This window comes from Luteibacter sp. UNCMF366Tsu5.1 (assembly GCF_900119235.1).
Taxonomy (GTDB): Bacteria; Pseudomonadota; Gammaproteobacteria; order Xanthomonadales; family Rhodanobacteraceae; genus Luteibacter; species Luteibacter flocculans.
This window is the reverse complement of sequence record NZ_FPIS01000002.1, coordinates 543,757-563,681: the sequence shown is the minus strand read 5'-3', so window position 1 is coordinate 563,681 and position 19,925 is coordinate 543,757. Positions and strand designations below refer to the sequence as shown.

Here is a 19,925-nt window from a genome sequence, read left to right as displayed (position 1 = left end):
CCTATTACTTGCGACGACGCACGATGAACTGCTGGGTGCGCTTGTTGTTGCGCGTCTTGTAACCCTTGGTCGGCGTGCCCCACGGGCTGACCGGATGACGGCCACCGGAGGTACGGCCTTCACCACCGCCGTGCGGATGGTCGACCGGGTTCATGACCACGCCGCGGACGGTCGGACGAATGCCCTTCCAACGCTTGGCGCCGGCCTTGCCGAGCTTGCGCAGGCTGTGCTCCGAGTTACCGACTTCACCGATGGTGGCGCGGCACTCGACCGGCACGCGACGCATTTCGCCGGAGCGAAGACGCAGCGTGGCGTAACCCTGCTCGCGAGCAACCAGCTGGACGGAAGCACCGGCGGAACGCGCGATCTGCGCACCCTTGCCCGGCTTCATCTCGATGCAGTGGATCGTCGAACCGACGGGGATCGAACGAAGCGGCAGGCAGTTGCCCGGCTTGATCGGCGAGTCGGAACCCGACACGAGACGATCGCCCACCGCCACGCCCTTCGGCGCGATGATGTAGCGGCGCTCGCCGTCGGCGTAGCACAGAAGCGCGATGTGCGCAGTGCGGTTCGGATCGTATTCCAGACGCTCGACAACGGCGGCGATGCCTTCCTTGTCACGCTTGAAATCGATGATGCGGTAAGCCTGCTTGTGACCGCCGCCGCGATGACGCGTGGTGATGCGACCGTAATGGTTGCGACCGCCGGTCTTCGACTGCGATTCGGTCAGGGGCGCGTAAGGTGCGCCCTTGTGCAGACCTTCGGTCCGCACGCTGACTGCGTCGCGGCGGCCCGGGGAGGTCGGCTTGTGAGTGATCAGTGCCATCTCAATTCAACTCCTGGCTCAGGCCTTGGCCGACACGTCGATCGTGTGACCGTCGGCGAGGCGCACGTAGGCCTTACGCTTGCCCTGGCGGTTGCCAGTGCGGAAGCGGAACGACTTGACCTTGCCCTTGGTGTTCACGAGGTTCACGTCCACGACCTTGACGTCGAAGAGGTGTTCCACAGCTGCACGGACATCGGCCTTGGTCGCCTCGGGCGCCACGACGAAAACGTACTGGTTGTTCTCAGCAAGGCGAGCCGACTTCTCGGAGATGTGCGGCGCGCGAAGCGTGTTGAGCGTGCGTTCGGTGCTCATGCGAGCCACTCCTCGACCTTCTTGACCGCGTCCACCGTCATGACGACGAAGTCGCTGCCGACCAGGCTGACCGGATTCAGGGCCAGCACGTCGACGACGTGGATATACGGAATATTGCGGGCGGACAGGTAGAGCGCCTCGGTGGCGTCTTCCGACACCAGCAGCACGCGACCCTTGACTTCCAGCTCGGCGAGCTTGGCGATCATGCCCTTGGTGCTGGGCTTGTCGATCGACAGTTCCGAGACGACCTTCAGGCGACCCTGACGGTTCAGCTCGGCGATCATCGAACGGATCGCGACGCGATACGCCTTGCGGTTGACCTTCTGCTCGAAGCTACGCGGCTTGGCCGCGAACGTGACACCACCACCGACGAAGATCGGGGCGCGGTAGTCACCGTGACGGGCGCCGCCGCCCTTCTGCTTCTTGAACTTCTTCGTGGTACCCGACAGTTCACCGCGCGAAAGCTGCGCCTTGGTGCCTGCACGACCGCCAGCCTGGTAGGCAGTGACGACCTGGTGCACGAGGGCCTTCTTGTACTCGCCGCCGAACACGTCGTCCGACACGGTGAGCGACTTGGCGCCAATAACATTCAGTTCCATGGCGTCTCTCCTCAACCCTTGGTCGTCGGACGGATCACGACGTCGCCACCGGTCGCGCCAGGGACTGCGCCCTTGACCGCGATCAGATGACGCTCGGCGTCGACCTTGACCACTTCGAGGCCTTGCACGGTGCGATTGACCGCACCCATGTGGCCCGCCATCTTCTTGCCAGGAAACACGCGACCCGGCGTCTGACGCTGACCGATCGAGCCCGGGGCGCGATGCGACAGCGAGTTACCGTGGGTAGCGTCGCCCATCTTGAAATGGTGACGCTTGATGGTGCCCTGGAAGCCCTTACCCTTCGACACGCCGGCGACGTCGACCGTCTGACCGACGGTGAACACGGCTTCGGCAGTGATTTCGGCGCCGACTTCGTACTTGCCTGCGTCGTCCGCGTTGAGGCGGAACTCCCACAGACCGCGACCCGGCTCAACCTTGGCCTTCGCGTAATGGCCCTTCGCGGGAGCCGTCAGCAGCGACGCGCGCTTCGCGCCGGCCGTGACCTGCACCGCGCTGTAGCCGTCATTCTCTTCGGTCTTCACCTGCGTCACGCGATTCGGGGTCGCTTCAATCAGCGTCACCGGAATCGAGCGGCCGTCTTCGGTGAAGAGCCGGCTCATGCCGCACTTGCGGCCAACCAGTCCGATACTCATCTTCGTATCCTTTAGTCCGCTCAACCGAGCTTGATCTGCACGTCGACGCCGGCGGCGAGATCGAGCTTCATGAGCGCGTCCACGGTCTTGTCGTTGGGGTCGACGATGTCCAGAACGCGCTTGTGGGTACGAGTCTCGTACTGGTCGCGGGCATCTTTGTCGACGTGCGGCGACACCAGAATGGTGTAGCGCTCAATCTTGGTCGGCAGCGGGATCGGGCCGAGCACCGTCGCGCCAGTGCGCTTGGCCGTCTCGACGATTTCGCTGGCCGAACGGTCGATCAGACGATGATCGAACGCCTTGAGCCGAATGCGAATCTTTTGGTTCGCCATAAAACCGTGTCCTGTTATCGAAAGAACGTTCTTGTGATTCGGAGGGGCTTCTCGCCACTCCGCACAACCCTTGTTGCTGGTACTGCAGGTGCCGCAACGGGCCGCCAGGAACGGCACAAAACCGTCCAAAACGACCCGAAAAAGTCGGGCAGACCGCAATAACGGCCTGCCCAGACAGAAAAGTATAGAATAAGCAACAATATGGGTCAACAGAGCTTGCGCCCCGCGGCCCGTTGCTATCCTATTCGGCATCCTTGCCTGCGAACTCGAAGCACATTCCGTGCGCCTCATTTCGCGTGGTCCGAGGTCGTTTTATAGACGCTCGGGAGTGTTAGCCAGCGGAGTATAGCGGGAGACTCCACGGAATGGAAGCCCCGCGAGGACGGAAGACAAAAAAAGGCGGGGGCTTTCGCCCCCGCCTTTTCGTTCCCCGAAGGGAGATGTTGCTTACTTGATGATCTTAGCGACCACGCCGGCGCCGACGGTGCGGCCACCTTCGCGGATGGCGAAGCGCAGACCTTCGTCCATGGCGATCGGGAAGCCCAGCGTGACGCTGATCTTCACGTTGTCACCCGGCATCACCATCTCCGTGCCTTCCGGCAGCTTGATCGAACCGGTCACGTCCGTGGTACGGAAGTAGAACTGCGGACGATAGTTGCTGAAGAACGGGGTGTGGCGACCGCCCTCGTCCTTGGAGAGGATGTACACCTCACCCTCGAACTCGGTGTGCGGCGTGACCGAACCCGGCTTGGCCAGCACCTGGCCGCGCTCGACGTCTTCACGCTTCAGGCCGCGAACCAGCACGCCGACGTTGTCACCGGCCTGACCCTGGTCCAGCAGCTTGCGGAACATTTCAACGCCCGTGACCGTGGTGGTCTGGGTGTCGCGCAGGCCCACGACTTCCGCCGCGTCGCCCACCTTGACGATGCCGCGCTCGACACGACCGGTCAGCACGGTACCGCGACCGGAGATCGAGAACACGTCTTCGACCGGCAGCAGGAACGGCTTGTCGATGTCACGCTCCGGCTCCGGAATCCAGCTGTCGAGCGCGTCGACGAGCTTGATGATCGACGGCACGCCGATGTCCGACTGGTCGCCGTCCAGCGCCAGACGCGCCGAACCGTGCACGATCGGGGTGTCGTCGCCCGGGAACTCGTACTTCGACAGCAGCTCGCGGACTTCCATCTCGACCAGCTCAAGGAGCTCGGCGTCGTCGACCATGTCGGCCTTGTTCAGGAACACCACGATGTACGGCACGCCGACCTGACGCGAGAGCAGAATGTGCTCGCGGGTCTGCGGCATCGGGCCGTCAGCGGCCGAGCACACCAGGATCGCACCGTCCATCTGGGCGGCACCGGTGATCATGTTCTTGACGTAGTCGGCGTGGCCCGGGCAATCGACGTGACCGTAGTGACGGTTCGGCGATTCGTATTCCACGTGTGCGGTCGAGATCGTGATGCCGCGCGCCTTCTCTTCCGGCGCCGCATCGATCGAACCGTAGTCCTTGAACTCGCCACCAAAACGCTCGGCGCCGATCTTCGTCAGGGCAGCCGTGAGCGTGGTCTTGCCGTGGTCGACGTGACCGATGGTGCCGACGTTGACGTGCGGCTTCTTACGTTCGAACTTACCCTTTGCCATGAGCGTTAAACTCCGCTGGAGCCAATGAGATATAAAAAAAGGAACCGCCGCGGACGACGAAGATGGTGCTCATGACTGGAATCGAACCAGCGACCTCTTCCTTACCAAGGAAGTGCTCTACCGACTGAGCTACATGAGCACGTGACGCAACGCGCGTAGAAACAATGGAGCGGGAGACGGGAATCGAACCCGCACAATCAGCTTGGAAGGCTGAAGTTCTACCATTGAACTACTCCCGCACTGCGCGGAACTCGTCTGGTGGAGGAAGGTGGATTCGAACCACCGAAGGCGTAAGCCAGCAGATTTACAGTCTGCCCCCGTTGGCCGCTTGGGTATTCCTCCAACAAAGAACGCCTATTGTCGCGACCGCCCTCGAAGCTGTCAACAACTTCTGCACACTTAAAAGGTGGGCTCGATCAGGCTTGGCGAGTCGCCAGGACCAACGGCTCCATCGCGCGGGACATTTCCATGAGCTTCATGGCGTATTCCTGCAGGCGAATGTCCTTCTCTTCGACGGGCTTCCAGGGCGGCACGGGCGTGGGCTTGCCGCCATCGGGCTTGTCGAGGGCCACGAAGACCATCACGCAGCTGGTCGCCAGTCGCTCCTCACCGCTGCGCAGGTCACGCGCCAGCACGTCCACGGCCAGATGCATGCTCGACGTGCCGGTGTGGATCAAGCGAGCGCGCACTGTGACCAGGTCGCCGATCAAGATAGGCGCGAGAAATTGGATACCGCTCACCGAGGCCGTGACGCAATATGCGCCGCTCCAACCGACCGCGCAGGCATACCCCGCTTGATCGAGCCACTTCATGGCCATTCCGCCATGAACCTTGCCGCCGAAGTTCACGTCGGTGGGTTGGGCGAGGAAACGGAATTCGACTTCGCGCTGGGTGCCGGACATAGCCTACCTTGCTGGGAAAAATCACATTATGGCGTCCCGGCAGCTTGTCGGGTCGCCCGGCCGGGCTTAGATTGCGCTGCATATCCCCCGGAGTCGCCCGATGGTCTTTCGCAGCGTCGCCACGCGACTCGCCCTGGGTGTGCTCCTGGGGTCGGCGATCGTTCTGATCGTCACAGGCGGCCTGCTGCTCACCCATACGCGCGAACAGGTTCTCAAGCAGACCGAACGGCATGCCGCCGCCGTCTCAGGATGGGCCGCGACGCGCATCCAGGGTCGCATCGAAGGGGTAGCGAAGGTGTCGCAGGTGCTCGCCGGCGTCTTGGCGACGCGGCGCGACGAAGCGCCAGCCCTGATCCACGACGCCCTGGTGGTGAACCCGGAACTGGTGGACATCAGCGCCGCCTTCGTACCGCGCGATACCTCCGCGCCTCGGGCCGCCGACGCCCCCGTAGCGCGGCGCGCGCCCGACGGCACCGTGCGCATGGGTAGCCGCCTGGACGATCCGGAGGTCTACTGGACCTCATCCTGGTTCGTTCGCGGCCTCAACTGCGACAGAGGTTGCTGGCAGCCGCCTTTTCACACGGTCGGTCGGCAGGACACGCTCGTCGGCTACTCCGTCGCCATTCCTGGCAAGACCATCCCCGTGATTGGCGTCGCCGACGCCACGATCAGCCTCGCCTGGCTGCAGCAGATGCTGGGCGCACTGAGTAAGCCGGACCATGCGGTGGCCTTCGTCATCGACGCCAGTGGCGAATTTCTCGCCCACGACTGGACGTCCTACGTGGGCACACGAGGTAGTAAACCCCTGCTCACCGCCATCCGCGAACGGCACAACCCGGTGCGGATCACGCCCGAGATGGGCGGGCGCGTCAGCGAACCGGTATGGGTGTACTTCGTACCGATCCCCGGCACGACCTGGACGTTCGGCCTCACCATGCCCGAGCGCGAGCTGCTCGCCGACCTGCGCCGCACCTACTCCGTTGACATCCTCCTTGGGCTGTTCGCGCTCGCGGGCGTTTCGCTGATCGCCCTGGTGATGACCCGGCGCCTCATGGCCCCGCTGGTCGTGCTTTCCGAACGCGTCGAGGACGTCGCCCGCGGCAAGCTCGATTTCGCGCTGCCGCACGTACGCCGCAACGACGAAGTGGGCCGACTGACGCGAGCGTTCGACCAGATGCGCCACCAGTTGGCCGGACACATCGACAGCGCCAAGCGGGTCGCCCGTGAGCAGGAGCGCATGGCGAGCGAGCTGGAAATCGCCCGGCAGATCCAGCTCGCCCTGATCCCGGAACCACACTGGCTGGCGACCGGCGGCCGCGTCGAAGTGAGCGCTGCGCTGCGCCCTGCCAGTGCGGTCGGCGGCGACCTCTATACCTATTTCACCCTGGGTGCCCGCCATGTCTGCGTCATGGTCGGAGACGTGTCCGACAAGGGCATTCCCGCCGCGTTGTTCATGGCGCGCACAATTACCCTCGCCCGCACGCTCGCCACCCAGGCGCGCTCGCCAAGCGATGTACTGGGCGCGCTGAATCGGGAGCTTTGCAAAGGCAACGACACCTGCATGTTCGTCACCCTGCTCTGCGGCGTGATCGAAACGGAGACCGGCTTGCTATCCCTCGCCAGCGCCGGCCACGAGCAGCCGGTGCTTCATGCCGCCGGTACGGCCACGCTCGTGGACATGGAGACGGGCCCGGCGCTCGGCCTCGACCGCGATGCGCGCTACCCTGTGCGCGTACTCAGCCTGCTAGGGGGCGACACCGTGCTCATGTATACCGACGGCGTCAGCGAGGCGCATGCGGGAAACCAGCGCCTTTACGGCACCCCTGCGATCCTCGACAGCGTTGCGCGCGTCGAGGGCGGCGCCGCGCCAGCGACGTACGTCGCGCAGGTGCTTGGCGACGTGGACGCGTATATCGACGGCGCACCGGCCTATGACGACATCGCCGTGCTCGCCCTGACCTGGCACGACAGCGACGCTACGGGAGTTCCGCTCGATGCGGTTGCGCATTCCTAACCGCCTCGAGGACGTGTTCCTCGCACTGGACCGGGCGGAAGGCACACTCGACCGCGCGGACGTGGAGCCTTCGTGCCGCGCCGACGTGCGCCTCGTGCTCGAGGAGTTGCTGGTGAACACCGTACGCCATGGCTATCCTGACGGGCGCGACGGCTGCATCGACATTGTTCTTGAAGTGAATGCCGACGTGGTCCACCTCGAACTGCGCGACGACGCCATGCCTTTCGACCCGTTGCAACACGAACCGCCTTACCTGCCTGGCGACATCGCCCAGCGCGATATCGGCGGACTGGGCCTGCACCTTGCCCGCAGCATCGCCAGCGATTTTCACTATGCACGCGACGAACACGGCAACCGTGTCGTCATCCGCTTCGATCCTTCCGACGAGTCCGCGCCATGACCCTCATCGTCCGCAGCGAAAGCCCCGCGACCGACCGCAGCACCGTATGGCTCGAAGGGCGCCTGGATGCCGCGACGTTTGCCGCATTCGATGAAGCCATGCGCGACATCACGCCACTGGTGGACAACGGCGGCACGCTGGTCATCGATCTTTCGGCGCTGGAATACATCAGTAGCGCGGGCCTGCGCAGCCTGGCCCAGTTGCGCCGCCAACTCCACGACCGCGACGGCCGCACCTTGCTGCTCAACCCGCAGCCGCAGGTGAAAAAGGTCTTCGAGATCGTGAAGGCAGTGCCCGTAGCAGAGGTCTTCGCCAACGTGGGCGAACTCGATCAGTATCTCGATCACATGCAGCGGCAGATGACCTCGCCGCAGGGCTGAGCCTCAGTCGCGCATGTCGCCAACGAGATTGCTGCGCAGCACTTCCAACTGATGTTTCAGGCTGCGCAGCTCGTCGATCTCACAGCCCGTCGCACAGAACACATCCACCGGCACCTGCGCCGCCTGCTCGCGCAGCCCCTTGCCCTGGTCGGTGAGGGTGACGATGACCTGGCGCTCGTCCTGCGTGCTGCGCGTGCGCTCCACCAGGCCGGCGGCCTGTAGACGCTTCAGCAGGGGCGTAAGTGTCGCGGAGTCGAGAAACAAGCGATCGCCCAACTCGGACACCGTGATGCCATCACGCTCCCAGAGCACCAGCATCACCAGGTACTGCGGATAGGTGAGTTCGAGCTTGGCGAGCAACTGGCGGTAGAGCTTGCCCATCGCCAGATTCGCCGAATAGAGGGCGAAGCAGAGCTGCCCATCGACGGTACGCGGCGGCTCGACACCCTGGGGTAGCAACGGCTTGCTCATGAGGCCAATGTAGGGGCCGAACTATTCGATTGCAAGCGATTCAATTGCGCCCTGAGGCGCCAGGAACGCTAGGCGCGCCCTGCCGGTGGCGCAGAAACTATCTGGAAAACGACCGGCTTCCAGCGAAAGCCGGTCGGGTGCCTCAGACGTTGAAGCGGAAATGCAGGATGTCGCCTTCCTTGACGAGGTATTCCTTGCCTTCCAGGCGCAGGCGGCCGGCTTCCTTCGCGCCCTGCTCGCCCTTGTATTTGATGAAGTCGTCGTAGGCCATCGTTTCGGCGCGAATGAAGCCGCGCTCGAAATCGGTGTGGATGACGCCTGCGGCCTGAGGTGCCGTCGAGCCGGCGCGAACCTGCCACGCGCGGACTTCTTGTACGCCAGCCGTGAAGTAGGTCTGCAGGCCCAGCAGACGGTAACCCGCGCGAATCACGCGGTTGAGGCCCGGCTCTTCGAGACCGAGATCCTTCAGGAACTCGTCGCGGTCGGCGTCTTCCAGCTGGGACAGTTCTTCCTCGATGGCGGCGCACACCGGCACCACCTCGGCACCCTCTTCCAGCGCGCGAGCGCGCACGGCGTCGAGGTGCGGATTGTTCTCGAAGCCATCTTCCGCGACGTTCGCGATGTACATGAGCGGCTTCATCGTGATCAGGAACATGTCGCGGACCAGTGCCTTTTCCTCGGCATCCAGGCCAGCGGAACGTGCCGACTTGCCCTGATCGAGCGCCTTGGCGAGCTTCTCGAGCACTGGCTTGCGTGCCAGCGCGTCCTTGTCGTTCGCCTTCGCCGAGCGCGTGGCGCGGTCGAGCGCCTTCAGCACGGACTCCAGATCGGCCAGCGCCAACTCGGTGTCGATCGTTTCGATGTCGGCGATCGGGTCGACCTTGTTCGCGACATGGATGACGTTGCCGTCTTCGAAGCAGCGCACCACGTGTGCGATGGCGTCCGTTTCGCGGATGTGCGCGAGGAACTTGTTGCCGAGCCCTTCGCCCTTCGAGGCACCGGCAACCAGGCCGGCGATGTCCACGAATTCCATGGTCGTGGGAATCACGCGCTGCGGCTTCACGATGGCCGCCAGTTCGTCCAGCCGCGGATCGGGCACCGGCACGATGCCGGTGTTCGGCTCGATGGTGCAGAACGGGAAGTTGGCGGCGGCGATGCCCGCCTTGGTCAAGGCATTGAAGAGGGTGGACTTGCCGACGTTAGGCAGGCCGACGATGCCGCATTTGATACCCATGGGGGCGATGCTCTCTAGATGTCAGTAAGTCGGGCTTTCGGCCCTGTAAGTCGGCCGCCGCGCGGCCTGTGAACCGTAAGCGTCGCGAGGTACCCCTGCGTCACTCCCTTACGGTTCACGCTTCACTGCTTCACGCTGCCGTATGCAGCCGCTTCATGGCTTCCTCGAACTTGCCATCCAGCGCCAGCGGCAGCACGTCGAACGCGCGCCCGATGCCGTGCATGATGGCATCCTCGTCGGCGGCACTCGGACGGCCGAGCACCCACGGCGTGACCTTGTCCTTGTGCCCCGGATGGCCGATACCGATCCGCAGGCGATGAAACTTTCCGTGACCCAGGTGGGCCATGATGTCGCGCAATCCGTTCTGGCCGCCGTGGCCGCCGTCGAACTTCATGCGAACGGTGCCGGGCGGGAGATCCAGCTCGTCGTGGGCGACGAGGCACTCCTCCGGCGCAATCTTGTAGTAGCGCAGCGCCGAAGCGACGGCGATGCCGCTCTTGTTCATGAACGTCGCGGGCTTCAACAGCCAGACCGTTTCGCCACCGAGGCGCAGCTTGCAGGTCTCGCCGTGCAGCTTGCCGTCGAAGGTCCAACGCTCACCCTGATCCATCGCCAGGGCATCGACACACCAGAACCCGGCGTTGTGCCGGGTTCTGACGTATTCGGCCCCGGGGTTACCGAGGCCGACGATAAGACGAAGTGTCGCCATAGGTCATGTGGGAGCCGCTATAGCGGCGAGAAGCCCACGGCGCAATGAAGCCGTGAGGTAGGCTCCCTCGCCGCCATGGCGGCTCCTACAAGGATCCTTACTTCTTTTCTTCGGTCGAGGCGTCGCCGCCCTCGGCGGCTGCCGGGTCGACTTCCTCCTGGATCGCAGCCACGGTGACCACGGCCACGTCGTGCTCCTTGCCAAGGCCCAGTTCCGGGATTTCCACACCGGCCGGCAGCTTGAGGTCGGACAGGTGGATGATGTCGCCGGCCTTCAGGTCGGCCAGGTCGAGTTCGATGAACTCCGGGAGGTTCTTCGGCAGGCACGAGACGGTCACTTCCGTCAGGTTGTGCGAGATCACCAGACCCGCGGTCTTGCCGGCCGGGGACTTTTCCTGGTTCAGGAAGTGCACCGGAACGGCGACGCGGACGGCTTCGTTCTCGTTAACGCGCTGGAAGTCCATGTGCAGCATGAGCTGCTTGAACGGGTGCTTCTGCCAGTCCTTGATCAGGACCTTCTGGGTCTTGCCGTCGATGGTCAGGTCGATCACCGACGAGTAGAACGACTCGTAGCGCGAGCCGAGCAGCACGTCGTTGTGGAGGACCTGGATCGCCTGCGGGGCTTCGCCCGCGCCGTACACGATCGCCGGCACGTAGCCCGCAATGCGAAGGCGGCGGCTCGCACCCTTCCCTTCCACACTGCGGCTCGTAGCCGTGAGCTGATGATTGGTAGCCATTGGTGTTGCCTCAAGTAAACCGCCTCGCGGCGGTGGGTAAAGGACTCCCCCGCGACCAGGGGAGCCCGAAAAAATAGGGATCAGTCGATGTAGAGCGAGCTCACCGATTCGCCGAAGGCGATGCGGCGGATCGTCTCCGCGAGCAGTTCCGCGACCGACAACTGACGGATTTTCGCACAGTTACGGGCGTTGTCGCGCAACGGCAGGGTATTGGTGACCACCAACTGGTCGAGCTGGGAGTGCTCCACGTTGTCGATCGCGGCGCCCGAAAGCACCGGGTGCACGCAGTACGCGACGACCTTGCGGGCGCCTTTTTCCTTCAGCGCCGCCGCGGCGGCGCAGAGGGTGCCGGCGGTGTCGACGATGTCGTCCACCAACACGCAGGTCTTGCCTTCCACGTCGCCGATGATGTTCATGACCGTGGCCACGTTCGCCTTCGGGCGGCGCTTGTCGATGATCGCGAGGTCGGCGTCGTCGAGGCGCTTGGCGAGCGCACGCGCTCGCACCACGCCGCCGACGTCCGGACTGACGACGATCAGGTCTTCCATGCTGTGATGACGCCAGATGTCGGCCAGGAGCACCGGCGAGGCGTAAACGTTGTCGACCGGAATGTCGAAGAATCCTTGGATCTGGTCCGCATGCAGGTCGATCGTCAGCACGCGGTCGGCACCGGCGGTAGCGATCATCTTCGCTGCCAGCTTCGCCGTGATCGGCACGCGCGCTGAGCGCGGGCGGCGATCCTGGCGGGCGTAGCCGAAGTACGGCATGACCGCGGTGACGCTGCCGGCCGAGGCGCGCTTGAGCGCATCCACCAGCACCAGCAGGTCGAACAGGTTCTCAGCGCTGGGCGCACCCGTCGGCTGGATGACGAACACTTCCTGTTTGCGTACGTTCTCCTCGATCTCGATCTGCGCCTCGCCATCGCTGAATCGGCCAACAAGGGCCTTGCCGAGCGGAATACCGAGACGAGCGGCGACATCGTCGGCAAGCGCGCGGTGCGCATTGCCGCTGAACAGCATCGGGGTGGACGTATCCACGAAGGAACTCCTGGCGTGAGAGTGGGTTGGTTCGTCTTTGCCACCGCGAACGGTGGCTGGGGCGGCAGGATTCGAACCTGCGCATGCGGGAATCAAAATCCCGTGCCTTAACCAGCTTGGCGACGCCCCAACAATTCGTTCCGGCGAACCCTGTGATTCGCCATGGCTTGCCGCAGCCCGCGGCCCTACCCGTCAAACGACACGATGCCCCTCGCCTCGATCCGCTCCCGTGCCGCATGCAACGGAGAGGGGTCGACGCCCGCCGCCACGTGGGCCGTGAAGCCTCCGGGGCAGCGCGAAGCGACGCCGAGCGCCGCTTCGTGGGTTCTCGTTTCCAGGAAGACGCAGCCACCGCTGCCGGACAGCCGCGCGTGACCGAAGCCACCCAGCCAGTCCAGCGCCGCGGCCACCCGCGGGTGGCGCGCACGGACCACCGGTTCGAAGGCGTTTTCCGCCGAATCCCCGGAAACAAAGGACGAAATTGTCGCCCGCGGGGCCGTACGTGTCAATTCGGGAGCGGCGAACAGGGCCGCCGTCGGCACATGCTCGCGGGGATCGACCACGACGTACCAGCGGCGGGGGAGGCGCATCGGCGACAGCCGCTCGCCCACCCCTTCGGCCCATGCCGAGCGGCCACGGACGAACACCGGGACGTCGGCGCCCAGAGCCAGGCCGAGGGTCGCCAGTTGGTCCTCGTCGAGCCCCGTGCCCCACAACGTGTTGAGGCCGACCAGCACGCTGGCGGCGTCGGAACTGCCACCGCCCAGCCCACCGCCCATGGGAATGCGCTTTGCCACCGCGATATCGGCGCCGAGCGTCGTTCCCGTCGCCGAGGCCAGAAGCCGTGCGGCGCGAACCGTGAGGTCGGCATCCTCCGGCACGCCCTGCGGCCCGGCCACGCGCGCGACGACGCCATCGGTACGGACGCGCAGCCGCACTTCGTCACCCCAATCGAGCAGTCGGAACACGGTCTGCAGCTCGTGGTAGCCGTCGTCGCGCCGCCCCACGATGCGGAGGAACAGGTTGAGCTTCGCCGGGGCGGGCCATGCGGTCCAATCGCCACTCCGGAGCGGCGCCAATGGGCGGCTCATGAACACGCGCAGGTGATCGGGAAACCCGTTCTCGCGATCGCGCACCAGGGCGTCGGCGAACTCGGGCGCGTGCTTGTCCACCACGACAAAACCATGCTTGGCGTAGAAGGGCGCGTTCCAGGGCACATCGGCGAGCGTACCCAGATCCACACGCTCGTAGCCGGCCTCGCGCGCCCACTCGCAGGCGCGCTCGAGCAAGGCTGCGCCAATGCCGTGGCCGCCGAACGCGGGCAAGACGTCGATTTCCGCGATGCCCGCCGTGTGCGGACCGCCAAACGTGTCGATGCAGACGAATCCCACCACCTCGTCGTCGACAGACGCGACCCAGACGAGGCCGCGCACGATCAGCTCGCGAACCGTATCCACCGGCAGCGACAGGCGCGAATACGCCGCCCAGGCAACGTGGCCGCGGAACAGTTCGACGGCGGCGCGCTCGATGGCGCACAGGCGCTCGGCATCGTCGTCGCGAGCGCGGGTGATGGTGAAATGCATGAGCGCGGAGCCGGGGGAAACGTGGCGCGGAGTATAGCCGGGCCGCTTCCCCCTCCCTGCCGACGTCAGCGGGTAAAGGACCAGTCCTCGATCGACAAGCGAACCTTGAACGGCGGCTTCTCGGCAAACACGCGCGTCGGCATCGCCGGTTGGCGTGTGGCGTCCCACTGCTTGTAGTCCACGGTCCAGCCGTCCTGCACCAGACGCGACGGCAGACGATCGCTGCCGAACGCGATGTCGGCCGGACCGGTGTCGGCGCGCAGACCGAGCACCCAGCGTTTCAGCTCGGTCATCGGAATCTGCCAGCCGACCGTGCTCGCCATCAGCGATTCCGCATCGGGGCCACGGCGCGTGCCGCCGTCCAGACCTTCGAGCTGCGCTCCCTCGGGGCCACCCGTGAGGCGAAAGCTGCGCCCTGTGACCGGCGCTCGCACGGTGAATTCGTAACGGTCGCCATCCTGCTTCCAGGTGAGCCCACCGGACCCGGAGTCCTTGCCGTCGGAGACGGCGAGGCGACCTTCGAGGGTCCAGTGATCCGTTTCGGCGAGTGCGCGTTCGCGCTGCTCCTGCAGGCCGAGCGTCACCGCGTCGCCAGGCTGCCGAACCGGCGGCCGCGTGGTGGCACAGGCGGCCAGGAGAAGCACGGGTAACGCAACGAACAGCGTTTTACGAAGAAGGGACACGATCGAGACCATGGCGACGTCGGCGGGAAGAGGAGAGGCTAACGGCAGCGATGGCCGCGGATGTGCCCCGCTCAAGGCGTCAGCTTCCGCTCGGTCTTTTCCAGTGCCGCATTCTTCGGATCGAGCCGGCGCACTTCGTTGAGCAGCTTGCGTGCCTCGTCGCGATGCCCGCGGGCCCACAGCACTTCGGCGAGGTGCACGCCGATGTCGCCGTCCTTGCGCTGCGCCCACGCACTGCGCAGGGTGCTTTCCGCCTGATCGAGCTGGCCCTGGCGGAATTTCAGCCATCCCCACGAATCCGCCACCGACGGATCGTCGGGACGCGCCGCACGGGCCGCCTGCAGCAGCGTCTGCGCCTCGGCCAGATCGCGATCGTTGTCCGCCAGCGTGTAGCCCAGCGCGTTGCTGGCCTCGATGTCGCCCGGCTTCAGCTCGAGCACCTTGCGGAAGTCCGCCACGGCCTGATCCACGTGCCCCGCTTCGGCATAGGCGAGCCCGCGGCCGTAGAGCATCTCCGTGTCGTCGGCCTTCACGCGAAGCGCCTTGTCGTAGGCCGCGACGGCGGCGTCGAACTGGCGTGCGTCCATGTACAGCTCGCCGTCCACCGCGAAGGCCTTGCGCAGTTGCTCCGGCCGATCGGCATAGGTGGTCTGCAATTCCGCGACGATTTCATGGGCATCGTCGTCCTTGCCTTGCAGGTGCAGGATGACCGCGCTGCGCACCGACGCGTCGAAGATGCGCGGATCGTCGTCGGCCACCGCGGCGTACCAGTCGAGCGCATCGTCCTGCTTGCCCAGCAGCTCGGCGAGTTGGCCCAGCGTAAAGGCGTTGTCCGACTGCACGTCGTCCGATTGCCGGCGGATCTCCTCGTAGAGAAGGCGGAGCGCCGCCTTGTCGGACGAACGGGCGGCGAGCGTCATGCGTAGCGTGTAGGTATCGGCATCCTGGGCACCACTGGCGAGCAGCTTCGCAGCCGCCTGTTCCTGGCCGTCCTGGACGAGCAGAGAGGCGTAAGCGAGACGGAGACGCGGATTCTTCGGCTCCTTGGCCACCGCCTTGGCGAACAGCTTCCGGGCCGCGTCCTTGTCGCCTGCCTTGAACTTCTGTTGGCCGGCCCAGGCGTAGGTCGTGCCGTCGTGGAAACGCGCCACGGCGGCATCGCCCAGCGTTTTCGCGTAGTCGTGCCGCCCCAGGCTCTCGCCCAATTCGCTCATGGCGAGCCAGGCGGCGGAATCGTTCGGCAGGCGCTGCGGCGTGGCGATACGTTCGAGCAGCATGCCGGCCTGCGCGGCGTCGCGCGCGGTAGCGAGAATCCTGCCGAACTCCCGCCACGCATCGGGATCGCCGGACGACACCAGGGCGTCGAGCTGACGTTGGGCCTCTGCCGTGTCGCCCCGATCCAGCGCCATGCGGGCACGGGCGCTGGCCAGCTCGGCCGGCTTGCCGCCCAGCGCCGACCAACGGGCGAGAGCCTTGTCCGCCGCTGCCTGGTCATGCACGGCCAAAGCCAACTCCAGGGCCCGGCCAGCCACCTTTGGATCGTCGCTCAGCGCCGCAGCGCGCCCGTAGGCGTCGGCAGCGCCTTTCAGATCGTTGGCGGCCAGGGCAAAGTCGCCGGCCATGAGTTGCGCCTGGAGATCGCGCTCCGGCGGCACGATCGCCACCTGCATGCGATCGAGCGGTTGGACACCGGTGCGGACGGCCTTGGGCGCCTCCACCGGGGCCACGGCGCAGCCAGCGAGCGCCGCGGCGAGCGCGAGAGGAGCCACAAGATGCCGCACTTGCTTGAACTTGGACCGACCGCTCAGCACACTACTCTCCGTTATTCCCGATAGGCACCTGCAAGCGCCGGCTGCCTTGTGAGCGCACAATGCGCCCTTAGCTTAGCCGACGCCACTCAAGCCGACCCGTCATGCCTCTCATCGCCCTCGGGCTCAATCACCTCACCGCGCCGGTCAGCCTGCGCGAGCAGGTGGCTTTCGACGCCGCCGTGGCGCCCGAGGCACTTGGCGACCTGACCCGGCAGCCGGGCGTCGAGGAGGCGATGATTCTCTCCACCTGCAACCGCACCGAGTTGTATTGCAGCGTGGCCGAAGGTTTCGAGGCGGTGCCGAGCCAGTGGCTTTCACGTCAACACCGGTTGACCCCGCAACGCCTCGACGAGTTCCTTTACCGCCACGACGAACAGGACGCCGTCCGCCACATGTTCCGCGTGGCGACCGGCCTCGATTCCATGGTGCTGGGCGAGCCGCAGATCCTCGGACAGGTGAAGGACGCCTACCAGCAGGCGCGCTCCGCGCAGACCCTGCGCGCGCCGATGGAGCGGCTGCTGCAGCACACGTTCGCGGTGGCGAAGCGCGTGCGCACCGATACCCGCATCGGCGCCCACACCGTGTCGGTGGCCTATACCGCCGTGCGCCTCGCCGAGCAGGTCTTCACCGACCTGCGCCAGGCATGCGTGCTGCTGATCGGTGCCGGCGAGACGATCGAACTGGCGGCTCGCCATCTGGCTGACAAGCAGGTGCGCCGGCTGATCGTCGCCAATCGCACCCTGGAGAACGCCCAGGAGCTGGCCGGGCGGTACGCCGGCTACGCCATCGCCCTGGCCGATCTGCCGCGCCATCTGGCAGAGGCGGACATCGTGATCACGTCCACCGCGTCGCGGCAGCCGGTCGTGACCCGCCAGATGGTGGCCGACGCGATCGCCGCGCGCCGCCGTCGCCCCATGTTCATGGTGGACATCGCCGTGCCGCGCGACGTCGAGCCCGAGGTGGCGTCGTTGGACGACGTGTACCTCTACGGCATCGACGACCTGAAGCAGGTCATCGACGAAAACCGGCGCTCTCGCGAGCTGGCGGCCCGCGAGGCCGATGCGATCATCGATCTTCAGGTCGAGCGCTACATGGCCTGGCGCCGGGCGTTGAACCTGCGCAATCCGGCCGTGGACATGCGCGTGGCCGCCGAGGCCCAGCGCGACGAGGTGCTGGCGAAGGCGCAGGCGATGCTCGCCAAGGGCCGGAGCGCGGAGGAAGCCCTCGCCTTCCTCGCCAACACCCTGACCAACAAGCTGCTGCACACGCCCAGCGCGCGCTTGCGCGATGCCGCCATGGCGGGCGACCTCGACCTCCTCCACGCCGCCGGTCGCCTGTACGGGCTGGACCCGGACGACGACGTGTCAGCATGATGCGCCGGCAATTGTAGGAGCCGCTATAGCGGCGAGGGGAACCAGCCTCACCGCTTCCTATCTCCGTTGGCTTCTCGCCGCTATAGCGGCTCCCACAGTTTAGTGACCGAATGACCCCCTCGATCCGCCGCAAACTCGAAGCCCTCGCCGAACGCCATGAGGAAATCGGCCTGCTGCTCGCGCAGCCCGACGTGCTCGCCGACGGGCAGCGCTTCCGCGAGCTGTCGCGCGAGTACGCTCAGCTCGAAGCCGTGACCGCCTCTTTGAAGGACCACGACCAAGCGGAACGCGAACTGGCCGAGACGCGAGCGATGCTCGACGACCCGGAAATGCGCGAGATGGCAGCCGACGACGTCGCGCGAATCGAAGCGCATCTCGCCCGACTCGACAGCGAATTGCAGATCCTCCTCCTGCCGAAAGACCCACGCGACGAGGGCAACCTGTTCCTCGAAGTGCGCGCCGGCACGGGTGGCGACGAGGCGGCGATCTTCGCAGGCGATCTGTTCCGCATGTATGCACGTTACGCCGAGCGCCAGCGCTGGCACGTCGAGATCCTCAACGCCAACGAAGGCGAGCATGGCGGCTACAAGGAAGTCGTCGCGCGCATCGAAGGTCGCGGCGCGTACTCGAAGCTGAAGTTCGAGTCCGGCACGCATCGCGTGCAGCGCGTGCCCGAAACCGAATCGCAGGGGCGCATCCACACCTCTGCCGCTACCGTCGCGATCCTGCCTGAGCAGGATGAGGTCGACGACATCGAGCTGCGCGATGCCGACCTCAAGGTCGATACGTTTCGCGCATCGGGCGCCGGCGGACAGCACGTGAACAAGACCGACTCGGCCATCCGCATCACGCACCTGCCCACCGGCACAGTCGTGGAATGCCAGGACGAACGCAGCCAGCACAAGAACCGCGCCCGCGCGATGAGCCTGCTCAAGGCGCGCCTGCTCGACGCGGAGCGCAGCAAGCAGAGCGCGGCGCAAGCCGAATCGCGGCGCCTGCAGGTCGGCTCGGGCGATCGCAGCCAGCGCATCCGCACCTACAATTTTCCGCAGGGCCGCATCACCGACCACCGCATCAATCTCACCCTCTACCGCCTCACCGAGGTCATGCAGGGCGATCTGGACGAGTTGATCGACACCCTCACCCGCGAGCACCAGGCAGACGAGCTGCAGACGCTGACTGCAAGCGCCTGAGGCCTACCTCGAACTTACTGGTGGGAGCCAGCCTGCTGGCGATGGGAGCTTGCCAGCGGGAGGCACCCTTGCCTCACCGCTACACCGCTTCGTTGGCTTATCGCCACCAGGGTGGCTCCCACCGTTGCTTCGTTGGCTTTTTTTGCCACCACGGTGGGGGCTCACATGTGCTTCGTCGGCTTCTCGCGGCTATAGCGGCTCCCCCATTTGAGGCACACTCGGGGTTACGTCCGAAGTGGAGCCGTCGCATGGGCAAGAAAAAAGAATACGAGAAAGCGCTCGAAGAGCTGCAGATCGAGCTGGTCGGCTTGACCCGCTGGTTGCGCATGTCCGGCAAGCGCATGGTGGTGATCTTCGAGGGCCGCGATGCGGCTGGCAAGGGTGGCACCATCAAGGCCATCACCGACAAGCTCGATACGCGCGCTGCGCGTGTCGTGGCGCTTGGCAAGCCCTCCCCGGACGAAGACACCCAGTGGTATTTCCAGCGCTACGTGGAACATCTGCCACAAGCGGGCGAACTCGTGCTGTTCGATCGCAGCTGGTACAACCGCGCCGTGGTGGAACCGGCGATGGGCTTCTGCACCGACAAACAGTACGACGCCTTCATGAAGGCCTGCCCCACCTTCGAAAAATTGCTCACCGACGACGGCATCCTGCTGTTCAAGTACTGGCTGTCGGTGGATCAGGACGAGCAGGAGGAACGCTTTGCCGAACGCGCGGCAGACCCGCTCAAGCGCTGGAAACTGTCCCCCGTGGATCTGAAGGCGCGCGAGAAGTACGTTGAGATCGGCGACCTGCGCGATGCCATGATCCAGCACACGGATTCGCACGATGCGCCCTGGTTCGTCGTGGATTTCAACAATCAGAAGCGTGGGCGCCTCAACCTCATCCGTCACCTGCTCGATCAGATTCCGGACAAGCTCTGCCCCGACAAGGAATTCGACCTGCCGCCACTAAAGGGCAAGCTCAAGAAGGACAAGGTCACCGCCAAGGCGGAGCGCGTGCCTGAGGTCTATTGAAGCGACGCACACGGCTCGCT

General features: G+C 65.4%; 21 protein-coding genes and 4 tRNA genes. 6 read left to right on the top strand and 19 right to left on the bottom strand.

Annotated features, from left to right (window positions below; genetic code table 11):
• Positions 1 to 4: 4 nt before the first annotated feature.
• The 10 genes from rplB to BT115_RS11665 all read right to left on the bottom strand — a co-directional run bounded on the left by rplB (position 5) and on the right by BT115_RS11665 (position 5,262).
• Entirely contained in the window at positions 5 to 826 is an 822-nt protein-coding gene (gene rplB / locus BT115_RS11710) for a 50S ribosomal protein L2 (protein WP_072322773.1), read from the bottom strand.
• Between the two features lie 18 nt (positions 827 to 844).
• Positions 845 to 1,138, bottom strand: coding sequence for a 50S ribosomal protein L23 (gene rplW / locus BT115_RS11705; RefSeq protein WP_046967254.1), 294 nt, complete (start codon positions 1,136 to 1,138; stop codon positions 845 to 847).
• On the bottom strand, positions 1,135 to 1,737 hold the full coding sequence (gene rplD / locus BT115_RS11700) for a 50S ribosomal protein L4 (RefSeq protein WP_072322772.1): 603 nt from the start codon (positions 1,735 to 1,737) through the stop codon (positions 1,135 to 1,137). The genes rplW and rplD overlap by 4 nt, the downstream gene beginning before the upstream one ends.
• Before the next feature lie 11 nt (positions 1,738 to 1,748).
• Positions 1,749 to 2,390: a 50S ribosomal protein L3 gene (gene rplC, locus BT115_RS11695; protein WP_072322771.1), complete on the bottom strand. Its 642-nt coding sequence runs from the start codon at positions 2,388 to 2,390 to the stop codon at positions 1,749 to 1,751.
• A 20-nt stretch (positions 2,391 to 2,410) separates the two neighbouring features.
• The gene (gene rpsJ / locus BT115_RS11690; protein ID WP_014402136.1) at positions 2,411 to 2,722 is read right to left on the bottom strand and encodes a 30S ribosomal protein S10; all 312 of its coding nucleotides are present in this window, start codon (positions 2,720 to 2,722) and stop codon (positions 2,411 to 2,413) included.
• Between the two features lie 447 nt (positions 2,723 to 3,169).
• Positions 3,170 to 4,360, bottom strand: a complete 1,191-nt coding sequence (gene tuf / locus BT115_RS11685; RefSeq protein ID WP_072322770.1) for an elongation factor Tu — start codon at positions 4,358 to 4,360, stop codon at positions 3,170 to 3,172.
• Between the two features lie 63 nt (positions 4,361 to 4,423).
• Positions 4,424 to 4,499, bottom strand: a tRNA-Thr gene (locus BT115_RS11680).
• Between the two features lie 26 nt (positions 4,500 to 4,525).
• Positions 4,526 to 4,599 (bottom strand) — tRNA-Gly (locus BT115_RS11675).
• Positions 4,600 to 4,616: 17 nt separating this feature from the next.
• Positions 4,617 to 4,702: transfer RNA gene (locus BT115_RS11670), tRNA-Tyr, on the bottom strand.
• 74 nt (positions 4,703 to 4,776) lie between these two features.
• A complete protein-coding gene (locus BT115_RS11665) occupies positions 4,777 to 5,262 on the bottom strand; it encodes an acyl-CoA thioesterase (RefSeq protein WP_072322769.1) in 486 nt (161 codons plus the stop codon).
• 100 nt (positions 5,263 to 5,362) lie between these two features.
• On the opposite strand from BT115_RS11665, the gene BT115_RS11660 reads away from it, so the two are divergent.
• From BT115_RS11660 to BT115_RS11650, 3 genes are read left to right on the top strand one after another with little or no spacing between them, the layout of a single operon-like run.
• Entirely contained in the window at positions 5,363 to 7,276 is a 1,914-nt protein-coding gene (locus tag BT115_RS11660; protein ID WP_072322768.1) for a SpoIIE family protein phosphatase, read from the top strand.
• Positions 7,257 to 7,676, top strand: coding sequence for an ATP-binding protein (locus tag BT115_RS11655; RefSeq protein ID WP_072322767.1), 420 nt, complete (start codon positions 7,257 to 7,259; stop codon positions 7,674 to 7,676). Before BT115_RS11660 ends, BT115_RS11655 begins: the two co-directional genes overlap by 20 nt.
• Entirely contained in the window at positions 7,673 to 8,056 is a 384-nt protein-coding gene (locus BT115_RS11650; protein WP_072322766.1) for an STAS domain-containing protein, read from the top strand. Before BT115_RS11655 ends, BT115_RS11650 begins: the two co-directional genes overlap by 4 nt.
• Before the next feature lie 3 nt (positions 8,057 to 8,059).
• On the opposite strand, the gene BT115_RS11645 is transcribed toward BT115_RS11650, so the two are convergent.
• The 9 genes from BT115_RS11645 to BT115_RS11605 all read right to left on the bottom strand — a co-directional run bounded on the left by BT115_RS11645 (position 8,060) and on the right by BT115_RS11605 (position 16,320).
• Positions 8,060 to 8,527 carry a MarR family winged helix-turn-helix transcriptional regulator gene (locus BT115_RS11645; protein WP_072322765.1) on the bottom strand — a complete coding sequence of 156 codons (468 nt, stop codon included), beginning with the start codon at positions 8,525 to 8,527 and terminating at the stop codon, positions 8,060 to 8,062.
• Between the two features lie 142 nt (positions 8,528 to 8,669).
• Positions 8,670 to 9,761 (bottom strand): redox-regulated ATPase YchF, encoded by a 1,092-nt coding sequence (gene ychF, locus BT115_RS11640; protein ID WP_072322764.1) that lies wholly within the window; start codon positions 9,759 to 9,761, stop codon positions 8,670 to 8,672.
• A gap of 130 nt (positions 9,762 to 9,891) precedes the next feature.
• Positions 9,892 to 10,470: an aminoacyl-tRNA hydrolase gene (gene pth / locus BT115_RS11635; RefSeq protein ID WP_072322763.1), complete on the bottom strand. Its 579-nt coding sequence runs from the start codon at positions 10,468 to 10,470 to the stop codon at positions 9,892 to 9,894.
• Between the two features lie 97 nt (positions 10,471 to 10,567).
• Entirely contained in the window at positions 10,568 to 11,206 is a 639-nt protein-coding gene (locus tag BT115_RS11630) for a 50S ribosomal protein L25/general stress protein Ctc (RefSeq protein ID WP_072322762.1), read from the bottom strand.
• Positions 11,207 to 11,286: 80 nt separating this feature from the next.
• Positions 11,287 to 12,243: a ribose-phosphate diphosphokinase gene (locus BT115_RS11625; protein ID WP_255369412.1), complete on the bottom strand. Its 957-nt coding sequence runs from the start codon at positions 12,241 to 12,243 to the stop codon at positions 11,287 to 11,289.
• Between the two features lie 53 nt (positions 12,244 to 12,296).
• Positions 12,297 to 12,373 (bottom strand) — tRNA-Gln (locus BT115_RS11620).
• Positions 12,374 to 12,428: 55 nt separating this feature from the next.
• A complete protein-coding gene (gene ispE / locus BT115_RS11615; protein WP_072322760.1) occupies positions 12,429 to 13,826 on the bottom strand; it encodes a 4-(cytidine 5'-diphospho)-2-C-methyl-D-erythritol kinase in 1,398 nt (465 codons plus the stop codon).
• 65 nt (positions 13,827 to 13,891) lie between these two features.
• On the bottom strand, positions 13,892 to 14,509 hold the full coding sequence (gene lolB, locus BT115_RS11610; RefSeq protein ID WP_255369411.1) for a lipoprotein insertase outer membrane protein LolB: 618 nt from the start codon (positions 14,507 to 14,509) through the stop codon (positions 13,892 to 13,894).
• Between the two features lie 71 nt (positions 14,510 to 14,580).
• Entirely contained in the window at positions 14,581 to 16,320 is a 1,740-nt protein-coding gene (locus tag BT115_RS11605; protein ID WP_177257403.1) for a tetratricopeptide repeat protein, read from the bottom strand.
• Between the two features lie 101 nt (positions 16,321 to 16,421).
• Here BT115_RS11605 and hemA point away from each other — a divergent pair, with 101 nt between their 5' ends.
• From hemA to ppk2, 3 genes are all read left to right on the top strand, one after another.
• On the top strand, positions 16,422 to 17,693 hold the full coding sequence (hemA, locus tag BT115_RS11600) for a glutamyl-tRNA reductase (RefSeq protein ID WP_072322758.1): 1,272 nt from the start codon (positions 16,422 to 16,424) through the stop codon (positions 17,691 to 17,693).
• A 110-nt stretch (positions 17,694 to 17,803) separates the two neighbouring features.
• Positions 17,804 to 18,886 carry a peptide chain release factor 1 gene (gene prfA, locus BT115_RS11595; protein ID WP_072322757.1) on the top strand — a complete coding sequence of 361 codons (1,083 nt, stop codon included), beginning with the start codon at positions 17,804 to 17,806 and terminating at the stop codon, positions 18,884 to 18,886.
• Between the two features lie 248 nt (positions 18,887 to 19,134).
• Positions 19,135 to 19,905: a polyphosphate kinase 2 gene (gene ppk2, locus BT115_RS11590; protein WP_072322756.1), complete on the top strand. Its 771-nt coding sequence runs from the start codon at positions 19,135 to 19,137 to the stop codon at positions 19,903 to 19,905.
• Positions 19,906 to 19,925: the final 20 nt, after the last annotated feature.

What these genes read in the sequence shown, in the direction of transcription:
- rplB (WP_072322773.1), bottom strand. Translation starts at nt 826, where the DNA reads ATGGCACTGATCACTCACAAGCCGACCTCCCCGGGCCGCCGCGACGCA.
- rplW (WP_046967254.1), bottom strand. Translation starts at nt 1,138, where the DNA reads ATGAGCACCGAACGCACGCTCAACACGCTTCGCGCGCCGCACATCTCC.
- rplD (WP_072322772.1), bottom strand. Translation starts at nt 1,737, where the DNA reads ATGGAACTGAATGTTATTGGCGCCAAGTCGCTCACCGTGTCGGACGAC.
- rplC (WP_072322771.1), bottom strand. Translation starts at nt 2,390, where the DNA reads ATGAGTATCGGACTGGTTGGCCGCAAGTGCGGCATGAGCCGGCTCTTC.
- rpsJ (WP_014402136.1), bottom strand. Translation starts at nt 2,722, where the DNA reads ATGGCGAACCAAAAGATTCGCATTCGGCTCAAGGCGTTCGATCATCGT.
- tuf (WP_072322770.1), bottom strand. Translation starts at nt 4,360, where the DNA reads ATGGCAAAGGGTAAGTTCGAACGTAAGAAGCCGCACGTCAACGTCGGC.
- BT115_RS11665 (WP_072322769.1), bottom strand. Translation starts at nt 5,262, where the DNA reads ATGTCCGGCACCCAGCGCGAAGTCGAATTCCGTTTCCTCGCCCAACCC.
- BT115_RS11660 (WP_072322768.1), top strand. Translation starts at nt 5,363, where the DNA reads ATGGTCTTTCGCAGCGTCGCCACGCGACTCGCCCTGGGTGTGCTCCTG.
- BT115_RS11655 (WP_072322767.1), top strand. Translation starts at nt 7,257, where the DNA reads ATGCGGTTGCGCATTCCTAACCGCCTCGAGGACGTGTTCCTCGCACTG.
- BT115_RS11650 (WP_072322766.1), top strand. Translation starts at nt 7,673, where the DNA reads ATGACCCTCATCGTCCGCAGCGAAAGCCCCGCGACCGACCGCAGCACC.
- BT115_RS11645 (WP_072322765.1), bottom strand. Translation starts at nt 8,527, where the DNA reads ATGAGCAAGCCGTTGCTACCCCAGGGTGTCGAGCCGCCGCGTACCGTC.
- ychF (WP_072322764.1), bottom strand. Translation starts at nt 9,761, where the DNA reads ATGGGTATCAAATGCGGCATCGTCGGCCTGCCTAACGTCGGCAAGTCC.
- pth (WP_072322763.1), bottom strand. Translation starts at nt 10,470, where the DNA reads ATGGCGACACTTCGTCTTATCGTCGGCCTCGGTAACCCCGGGGCCGAA.
- BT115_RS11630 (WP_072322762.1), bottom strand. Translation starts at nt 11,206, where the DNA reads ATGGCTACCAATCATCAGCTCACGGCTACGAGCCGCAGTGTGGAAGGG.
- ispE (WP_072322760.1), bottom strand. Translation starts at nt 13,826, where the DNA reads ATGCATTTCACCATCACCCGCGCTCGCGACGACGATGCCGAGCGCCTG.
- hemA (WP_072322758.1), top strand. Translation starts at nt 16,422, where the DNA reads ATGCCTCTCATCGCCCTCGGGCTCAATCACCTCACCGCGCCGGTCAGC.
- prfA (WP_072322757.1), top strand. Translation starts at nt 17,804, where the DNA reads ATGACCCCCTCGATCCGCCGCAAACTCGAAGCCCTCGCCGAACGCCAT.
- ppk2 (WP_072322756.1), top strand. Translation starts at nt 19,135, where the DNA reads ATGGGCAAGAAAAAAGAATACGAGAAAGCGCTCGAAGAGCTGCAGATC.